This is a genomic window from Vibrio sp. Y176 (genome assembly GCF_033438945.1).
This window is the reverse complement of the sequence record NZ_JAWOQS010000749.1, coordinates 1-619: the sequence shown is the minus strand read 5'-3', so window position 1 is coordinate 619 and position 619 is coordinate 1. Positions and strand designations below refer to the sequence as shown.

Below are 619 nucleotides of genomic sequence, written 5' to 3'. Positions count from 1 at the left end.
TTTACCAGGTAAACCACTGGCTGATATCGGTGGTAAACCAATGGTGCAATGGGTTTACGAACAAGCAATGCAAGCTGGCGCTGATGACGTGATCATTGCTACTGACGATGAGCGAGTTTCTGCGGCGGTTGAGCAATTCGGTGGCAAAGTTTGTATGACTTCGCCAAACCACGAATCTGGTACAGAGCGTTTAGCGGAAGTGGTAGAGAAAATGGCCATTCCTGCTGACCACATTATTGTGAACGTTCACGGTGATGAGCCTTTGCTACCACCAGTTATCATCCGCCAAGTCGCAGATAACTTAGCCGCTAGTGATGCGCCTATGGCTACGTTGGCGGTTGAAATTGAATCTGAAGATGAAGTCTTTAACCCAAATGCCGTAAAAGTCGTTGCTGATGAGCGTGGTTATGCCATGTACTTTAGCCGAGCAACAATTCCTTGGGATCGTGATAACTTCGCTAAGCAAGACAAAGCTATCGTGAATCCATTGATGCGTCACATCGGTATCTATGCATACCGCGCAGGTTTCATTAATACTTCCGTAAACTGGGCGCCAAGTGCCCTAGAGCAAATTGAAGGCCTAGAGCAATTACGAGTGCTTTGGTACGGCGAGAAAATC

At 47.3% G+C, this 619-nt stretch carries 1 protein-coding gene; it reads left to right on the top strand.

Going from position 1 to position 619, the window contains the following annotated elements; genetic code table 11:
* Positions 1-619: 3-deoxy-manno-octulosonate cytidylyltransferase (kdsB, locus tag R7O13_RS28435; RefSeq protein WP_318305399.1), on the top strand; the 619-nt coding region annotated here is incomplete at both ends.